Source organism: Marinobacter santoriniensis NKSG1 (genome assembly GCF_000347775.1).
GTDB lineage: Bacteria > Pseudomonadota > Gammaproteobacteria > Pseudomonadales > Oleiphilaceae > Marinobacter > Marinobacter santoriniensis.
In genome coordinates this window covers 177,092-184,481 of sequence record NZ_APAT01000021.1, presented here as the reverse complement: position 1 = coordinate 184,481, position 7,390 = coordinate 177,092, and the positions used below count along the sequence as shown (strand labels likewise).

At 56.4% G+C, this 7,390-nt stretch carries 6 protein-coding genes; 4 read left to right on the top strand and 2 right to left on the bottom strand.

Annotated elements, in window-relative coordinates:
* The first annotated feature begins 696 nt into the window (after nucleotides 1-696).
* The gene (locus MSNKSG1_RS14225; protein WP_008939984.1) at nucleotides 697-984 is read left to right on the top strand and encodes a hypothetical protein; all 288 of its coding nucleotides are present in this window, start codon (nucleotides 697-699) and stop codon (nucleotides 982-984) included.
* 71 nt (nucleotides 985-1,055) lie between these two features.
* Here the strand turns inward: MSNKSG1_RS14225 and MSNKSG1_RS14220 are convergent.
* Nucleotides 1,056-2,203, bottom strand: a protein-coding gene (locus MSNKSG1_RS14220; RefSeq protein WP_152638783.1) for an IS3 family transposase whose coding sequence is annotated in 2 segments (ribosomal slippage) — nucleotides 1,056-1,966 and nucleotides 1,966-2,203 — 1,149 coding nt in all. Because the reading frame shifts where the segments join, the coding sequence is not laid out codon by codon here.
* Nucleotides 2,204-2,845: 642 nt separating this feature from the next.
* Between MSNKSG1_RS14220 and MSNKSG1_RS18970 the strand changes: the two genes are divergently transcribed.
* A complete protein-coding gene (locus tag MSNKSG1_RS18970) occupies nucleotides 2,846-3,388 on the top strand; it encodes a hypothetical protein (RefSeq protein WP_083871084.1) in 543 nt (180 codons plus the stop codon).
* Nucleotides 3,389-3,523: 135 nt separating this feature from the next.
* On the opposite strand, the gene MSNKSG1_RS14200 is transcribed toward MSNKSG1_RS18970, so the two are convergent.
* Nucleotides 3,524-4,666, bottom strand: a complete 1,143-nt coding sequence (locus MSNKSG1_RS14200) for a helix-turn-helix transcriptional regulator (RefSeq protein ID WP_008939980.1) — start codon at nucleotides 4,664-4,666, stop codon at nucleotides 3,524-3,526.
* 546 nt (nucleotides 4,667-5,212) lie between these two features.
* On the opposite strand from MSNKSG1_RS14200, the gene MSNKSG1_RS14195 reads away from it, so the two are divergent.
* Both MSNKSG1_RS14195 and MSNKSG1_RS14190 read left to right on the top strand, forming a co-directional pair.
* Nucleotides 5,213-6,661 carry a thrombospondin type 3 repeat-containing protein gene (locus MSNKSG1_RS14195; protein ID WP_152638782.1) on the top strand — a complete coding sequence of 483 codons (1,449 nt, stop codon included), beginning with the start codon at nucleotides 5,213-5,215 and terminating at the stop codon, nucleotides 6,659-6,661.
* A gap of 41 nt (nucleotides 6,662-6,702) precedes the next feature.
* The gene (locus MSNKSG1_RS14190; protein ID WP_008939978.1) at nucleotides 6,703-7,308 is read left to right on the top strand and encodes a hypothetical protein; all 606 of its coding nucleotides are present in this window, start codon (nucleotides 6,703-6,705) and stop codon (nucleotides 7,306-7,308) included.
* The last annotated feature ends 82 nt before the right edge of the window (nucleotides 7,309-7,390 follow it).

Below are 7,390 nucleotides of genomic sequence, written 5' to 3'. Positions count from 1 at the left end.
AATCACTAAAGGCTGGCTTCATGGCCGTACGCTGAGCCACGTCATTGCCGGACGGCATTCGTGCGTTCAAGTCGGTCAAGGCTCCTCCTTTGTTCCCGGTGTTAGGCCCTTCACCCTGTCCCGACCATTACGATGGGCGTTTGGCTACTATGGCCGCTGCTGACTTCTGCTCAATCACCTACAGGGTTACCCCTGTCGGCGCTATCGGTGTCCATCTCGTTCGCTCGCAACCGCCGATGGCAACGGCTGCGCCCAGGCTTGATCGACCAGTGGCCTGACTGGTAATTGACCGATCGCTCGTTGAGCAGATCTCCCCAGATAAGGACATGCACTGTCACTGCACTGCTGCATCATTTACGGTGGCCGTTAGATCACGCGGCTTCGTCGTCTTGTGCCAACTCGCCTCCGGCCTACGCCTCATATGATGTTCTTGTTCATCAGCTCGCAGTTTTGCTAGCGGCTTCCTCCAGACCTTTCCTCGCGGAGCGGCCCTTGCCATTCGCTAGTGGTTGGCGTTCAATCGGGGAAACCCGATGAACGGTGATCTTCCCACAGGGGACTTTCACCCCATTAGTTCATGCCCATGCTGGGCGTACACAAGTCGCTTAAGTACGTTCCCGGCCTGTGGCCGTCCACCGGACGCCCTTTTCAGGGCGCCGCTTAGCTTCGCGTTAAATGTCACAAGGAGTCTAGGTCATGGACTGGCTAATATGGGTTTCGGTAGCCGCACTTGCCCTTGGAGTTTGGCACGAAGTTAATCGATTCCCTGCAACGGGTAACTCTCTGCGCAACCTTCAAGAAGCTCTCGAAGATCTTCAGTCGGAAAACGAGGATTTGAAGCAGCGCCTATCGACTCTTGAAGATGACTATCAAGAGGTGTCCGAGCAGCTAGATCGAATTCGTGATCCGGCGTATTGGCGGGCCATCGACGAAAAGGATGGGGAGGCTCTGTATGACCTCGACAAGCAGCGTGGCAACACTTAACCAGGCCAGTCACGGCGACGTCTACTACATTGCGGCTTCGCCTCCATTCCGTGTGAATCGCCACCAGTTCTTTAGACACTTTCCAGCCGTTCGTGGTGACGCTGCTCATACTCTACTGGCGACAAATGCTCATTAGAACCATGGCGGCGTCGATTGTTATAAAACATCTCGATGTAATCGAAGATATCGGCCCGGGCGTCATCCCGAGTCGTGTAGATTTTCCGCTTCACCCGCTCGCGTTTCAGCAACTGGAAAAAACTCTCGGCGACAGCATTGTCATGGCAATTGCCACGCCTGCTCATACTTCCCTCCAGACCATGTGCTTTGAGGAAGGCACCCCAGTCATGGCTGGTATATTGGCTGCCCTGATCCGAATGAATGATGACCTTACCTGCCGGCTTGCGACGCCAGATCGCCATCAGCAGCGCATCCAATACCAGGTCTTTGGTAATCCGTGACTGCATCGACCAACCGATGACACGCCGTGAGAACAGGTCCAGCACCACCGCTAAATAAAGCCATCCCTCATGGGTACGGATGTGAGTGATATCCGTCACCCAACCCTCGTTCGGCGCGCTCGGGTTAAACTGTCGCTGTAGAAGGTTGGGCGTCACCTGATGCACATGCCCGGCCTTGTGACGGGGGCGTCGGTAACCAACCTGGGCTCTTATGCCCGCATTACGCATCAATCGATGCACACGGTTGGGGCCGCACTGCTCACCACATTCGCGCAAGTCACTGTGGATCTTCCGGTATCCATAAACCGCCCCTGACTCCAACCAAAACTGTTTGATCAAGCCAGACAAGCGCTCATCTTCCCGACATCGCCTGGATTTTGGTGAACGCCTCCAGGAATAGAAACCGCTGGGATGCACATCCAGCAAACGACATAGCCAGCGAACCGGCCATTGCTCACTGTGCTCTGCGATGAAGGCGTACCTCACTCGGACTGTTTGGCGAAGTACGCCGCGGCTTTTTTTAGGATGTCGCGCTCCTCGGTGACGCGCTTCAGTTCCTTCTGCAACCGCCGAATTTCGGCTTGTTCATCCGCCTTGGCCTGATGCTGGCCGGCGTCGGGGCCGTACTTTTTGATCCAGGCGTAGAGACTGTGGGTGGTCACCCCCAATCGATTGGCGACTTGGGCCACACTGTGGCCCCGATCCGTCACCTGACGGACCGCCTCAATTTTAAATTCTTCAGGATAACGTTTGCTGCTCATGGGCACCTCTCTGATAGCCATTTTGTATGGCTGAAAGGTGTCTAGCAAACTGGTGGCGATTCAGCCGGCATTTTTCTTTACTTTTCTATGGGCGATATACCATCGGCTATGGCTGGCTGCATTGGTGCTCTGCGTGGGCCTATTTTCACTTAACAGGATCGCGGAATGGTCCCAGCACTTAGTCAATAACTCGGCTTTAGAGTCCTATGTTTTCTATGCAATCGTTTTGTTCGGAGTCATTGGAAACAAGCTGATTGAGAGAAAACTTATAGCGAAAGGCAGCGTTCTGAGAGGGTTTTCTAGGCTAGCGTCGGGCAAAGAGGCTTTGGAAGAATTTGGACAGCTTGAAGCCGAAACCGTGAAAAGTTAACAAGGTGATCAACGGGACGCCAACTACCCGTTGCTCCGTTGTCACCCATTACCACGGCGTTATGTGCTGGATGAGACATCATGATTTGGCAGTACTTGATACTCGCACCTTGGGCTTTATTACTGCCTACATGGTTTTTGCTAGCTTGTTGGTCTTTAGACACATGGCCCTGTCATAAGGCAAAGACATAACCAGTGCGGTCAAGGGACGCTGGACCTCCCTTCCGCTGCGCTTCACTACGGCCCCAAATACGGGCGTTACGTGGTCACTGAATGAGCATTGAGATCGTTCTTGCAATATCAGCCTCCCTCTTGATCATTCCGGTTTTGATCACTCGCTGGCTATGGTTTTGGGTTTTCTCGTTGGTATTGGGGCTCCCGATGATTGGAGTATGGGCGGTGTATTTTTACCAAACATCGCAGCCTGAATACTCTGGTTCTCCACAGGAGTTTTTCGGCATCCTCATAATGGTGCTGGTCTCAGGATCTTTAGCATTGGGAATGTTCCTACGATACATTCGGTGGGTAATTGGAATTAAAGTACACGAAATTAAGGCGGCAAAGGCGTTGGGTTCCGTAGCCGCCGCTAAACAAGAGCGTTATGTGGCTTTGTCAGCCTTAGTGCCAATGCCTGGACTGATATATGGATGCACAAATCAGAAAGGCAAAGGAGGCATCATGGCTAAGAGTGGAAGTGGTTCAAAAGGCGGCGGACGTGGCCCTTCAAGTCATCCGGGGCCCGGGGGCAATTGGCCAAGCACTTCGGGCAATCCATCGGGTGGCGGTCGAGGTAACGGCCCGTCCAAGGGAAAGTGAAAGTTGTTGGCTGCGGGCCATTTTTTTCCTTGCAAGTGGCCCGCCTACATAACACGTGCTCGAGGACGAGCAAGTGGTGAAAGTCCTCTGGCTCAATCAGTATCAAGTCGTGTCACGCGCGCCAGCGTCCAGCTGTCATTCCAACCAGGGTCCCTGCACGATTTTCGCGATTAACTGTCCCTGGCTCTGGACATCCATCTTCTGGAAGATGCTTTTCAGCTGGGCCCGTCCGGTGTGTTTCGAGATTTTGGCCAGATCGCAGTAGTCGCTGAGTCCCTGACCCTGGGACAAGGCGATGGCGAGCCGCGCCTCGGCGTTGGTGAGACCGTAGAGCCCACGAAGGAAGTCACCGTTCAATTTGGGCTGGCGATTGAGCTCGCCGAGCAAGATCAACAAAGGATGACCGTCGAATGGGCCACCATCGCCAGTCAGGACGGAATCCCGGCGCAGAGCCATAACGTATAACGGTTGGCTGGCGCCGCCCCGTACGACAATCGCCTGGTTGTTTCCGGCCTTGCCTTCAGCACCTGGCGTTAATGCCGCACCAATCATGTCGTTCAGAGCCCCATTTTCTGCGGGGCGATTCGCCCGCAAGCGATCGTTGAGCAACGCGATGCCATTGTCCTCATAGAGAATCTGCTCGGCCAGAGTGTTGGTGAGACTGACCCGGCCATGTTCATCGAGCGCGACAAGCCCGAGCCCAAGCCGCTGAAGCACGGCGTCGGAGAGTTGCTGGTTGAGGTTCGTGCTGTCCAGCCGAGACCACATGGTCACGGCCCGCTGCAAGTGAGGTACAAGACCTTGCAACAAGGCCACATCAGTTGCACTGAAGGGCTCTTCGCGCCGGCTGCGCTGGGCGCCGAGAAACAACAGCTGCCCCGATCCGTTCGTCAGAAGACCGCCGATCAGGTAGTGGTTGTCCTGCGGTCGCATGTAGTCGTTGAAATACTCCGTGCGGGTCAGCTGTGTGTAATCCACTACTTTTTGTGAGGTCTGAATGATGTTCTGCGGCGCCTGCTGAAGCGCTTCGAGGACTGGGTCGATGTGGATGAAATGCTCGGTATAGGCCTGCAGGAATGACGGGTCGAAATTGTGGGCCGCAGTGTAGGTGGCGCGGGTACACACCGGGTCAATCAGACGAATCAGCGCCGACTTGGCATTGACGGCCTTCGCCACCGCTCCGATGAAGGTTTGCCAGCGCCCAGGGTCGATGGCGGCTTCATAGAGCTGATCCAGCAACGTCCCCGTGCTGATCAGGGGGTTATGGTTATCACTCATGACAGCCCTTCGATCCCGGAAAAGTGAACAACATGGCTCTCAGCAAACTGCATTCACGGCACCAACAGGCTGTAAAGCACATCCATCAGGACGCTCCTGATCTCGCAAGCCCGCCTTCCAATACCCGGAAGCCAGCTTTTCGGTAACGCATATCCCACCAAAACGACAAGTACTTGTCGTGCTGGGCAGTGATGGTAAATCGCCGGAACACCCTCAAGCGCCGGATAAGCTCCCACTGCCCAGCTGCTCCGAATCCCTATGAATGTTAACAAGGTGAGACAACCCGTCAACGCCTGTTGATCCGCGGACAGAGAGGGGACATACAAAACGCCACAGTCCTGTCATACCCCAGGTGGGGGATGGATCTCGCCTCTACAACCAATAAATTGCGATTTGGATGCCTTGTCAGGGCGGGTAGCGGAAGGATTCGGCCTGGCACTCGCAATCCGATAGGCAAGCGTGATGCAACACGCCGCCGGCCAGTATGGCGCACTTTCAACAACCTCTAATAACCAAGCACATAACATTTACGATCAGGAAAAAGCTATGATTTTAACGAAAAGTAGCCGGTACCTGGCCTTGCTCCCCCTGCTAGCAGCTCTCGCTGGCTGTAATGGTTCCAATTCTGGCGCCACATCTTCAGTGGCAGAGGAAGGGTCTTCAGTGGCAGTGGGCGGGTCCGGCGTGAAAGGCCCGTTGGCCGGCGCAGTGGTCAATTTGTACCAGGTAGACCTGTCCAGGGCCGATTTGCGCGGGGCGAAAATCGACACCGGCGAGACCGGAGCCGATGCCGGTATCCAGAACCTCCAGATACCCTCGAATGCGTCGGGGTTGGTCTTGCTGGAGTTCGTGGTCGATGCGGACACAGTTGACTTGACCACGGGCGCGAAGCCGCTGTTCAGCGAGCTGGATACGGTGGTGGATGTCCAGCGTTTGCTGAACGGTGATCCGGCCTACGCCTCGCCCTTAACGACCATGGCCGTGCGGCTCGCCGCCAGGAAGGCCGACAGCGGATCGCCCTACGCCGGCGACGGTAACGGTTCGATCAGCCCGGCTGAATTCAGCACGGCACTGACGGTCGCCCAGGGGCAGGTGAAATCGACCTTCGGCTTTGGCCTCACCAACGCAACCGACATCTTTACCACGCCGCCGCTGATTACCAATACAACGACTGGTGCCGCGTCACAGACTGAAGTGGCCGCCTACCGCCAGGCGATCGAAGCCGTTGCAGCCATCGCAAAAGCCGTCTCCGACAGCGGCGGCGGTAATACCGCAGAAGCCGCGTTCGACGCCCTGACAGAGGATCTCAGTGACGGGGTCATCGACGGTCGGAGCGATCAGGGCGACATTGCGGCGCTCACGCCCGTTTCCGCCTCCCTGGCCGCCACGGTCACCCAGGATGTGACTTCGCTGAAGATTCCCGGCACGGACATGACCGTCGGCGACATTGAGATGGTCCTGGCGAACGAAACCCAGGACACGGGCGCAACGGCGGACACCACGGACCTGGCCTCGGGCGGTGTGAGCGTGGACCCTGAACCGGCAGCCGTCATGGCCGATGCAGACGATGACGGTGTCGCTGATGCGCAGGATGCCTTTCCCAACGACCCGACGGAAACGGCCGACTCGGATCTGGACGGTGTCGGCGACAATGCCGATGCGTTCCCCCAAGACCCCACCGAGGTGGCGGACAGCGATGGGGACGGCACGGGCGACAACGCCGACGCCTTCCCCCAGGGCCCGACTGAAACCGCGGATACGGATGGCGATGGCGTGGGCGATAACGCAGACGCCTTTCCGCAGGATCCGAATTCCAGCGCCGACACCGATCAGGACGGTATAGCCGATTCGGTCGACAACTGCGTGTCTGTTGCCAACCCCGACCAGACCGATAGCGACGGCAACGGCGTCGGCGATGCCTGCGAAAGCGGCACACCAACACTGTACTGGAATGATCAAACCACCACCTGGGACAACGCGAACTGGGGCCAGTAAGCCCTGACGGCTGTCAACCAATTCTGTTTAGGAGAATAAAGATGAAACTGATCAAGACCCTGATGATCGCCGGCATTGCCTCCACATTTGCCGGCACCGTCCTGGCTCAGACCACGGTGCCTAACACATTTTCCGCGGGTACTGCGGCCAGTGCCTCGCAGGTTAATGATAATTTCACCGCGGTGACCGACGCGATCAATAACCTGGCTGCCCGGGTTGGTGTCCTTGAGGCCGCTTCCAGTATCACCCTCAATGACCTGGTGGGGCGGACCTACTGCATCACCAGCATCGGCACGATCTCGGGGGTGGGTGCCACCAACTTTGCCCGGCACAGCACCTACGTCAGCAAAGCCACGATGATGATCACCTCAACCACTCAGGCGTCGCTGACCGGTGTCTCGGATGACGAACACGAGTTGGATCTGAGTGTGGACGGCAGCGGCTTGCTGACTGGCACGATTTCAGAATTCCATTCCCCGAATAGCACGACACCGATTACCATCAACGGGCTCACTGACGGCGTGCTCTCGACCTCCATTGGCGATCTTTTCCTGGCCAAAGATGGTAGTGTGCTGCTGAATACGGATTTCAGTTATTCCACCAGCGAAGGCGAGAGCAGCATGGCCGTCGGCACGCTATGCAAATAATTTGCGTTTCGAGTCATTGAATAAGAAGGGGGTGAAAACCCCCTTCTTTTTGCCAGTCTCACAGAGGCTCCAGATTCATCGG

What these genes read in the sequence shown, in the direction of transcription:
- MSNKSG1_RS14225 (WP_008939984.1), top strand. Translation starts at nt 697, where the DNA reads ATGGACTGGCTAATATGGGTTTCGGTAGCCGCACTTGCCCTTGGAGTT.
- MSNKSG1_RS18970 (WP_083871084.1), top strand. Translation starts at nt 2,846, where the DNA reads ATGAGCATTGAGATCGTTCTTGCAATATCAGCCTCCCTCTTGATCATT.
- MSNKSG1_RS14200 (WP_008939980.1), bottom strand. Translation starts at nt 4,666, where the DNA reads ATGAGTGATAACCATAACCCCCTGATCAGCACGGGGACGTTGCTGGAT.
- MSNKSG1_RS14195 (WP_152638782.1), top strand. Translation starts at nt 5,213, where the DNA reads ATGATTTTAACGAAAAGTAGCCGGTACCTGGCCTTGCTCCCCCTGCTA.
- MSNKSG1_RS14190 (WP_008939978.1), top strand. Translation starts at nt 6,703, where the DNA reads ATGAAACTGATCAAGACCCTGATGATCGCCGGCATTGCCTCCACATTT.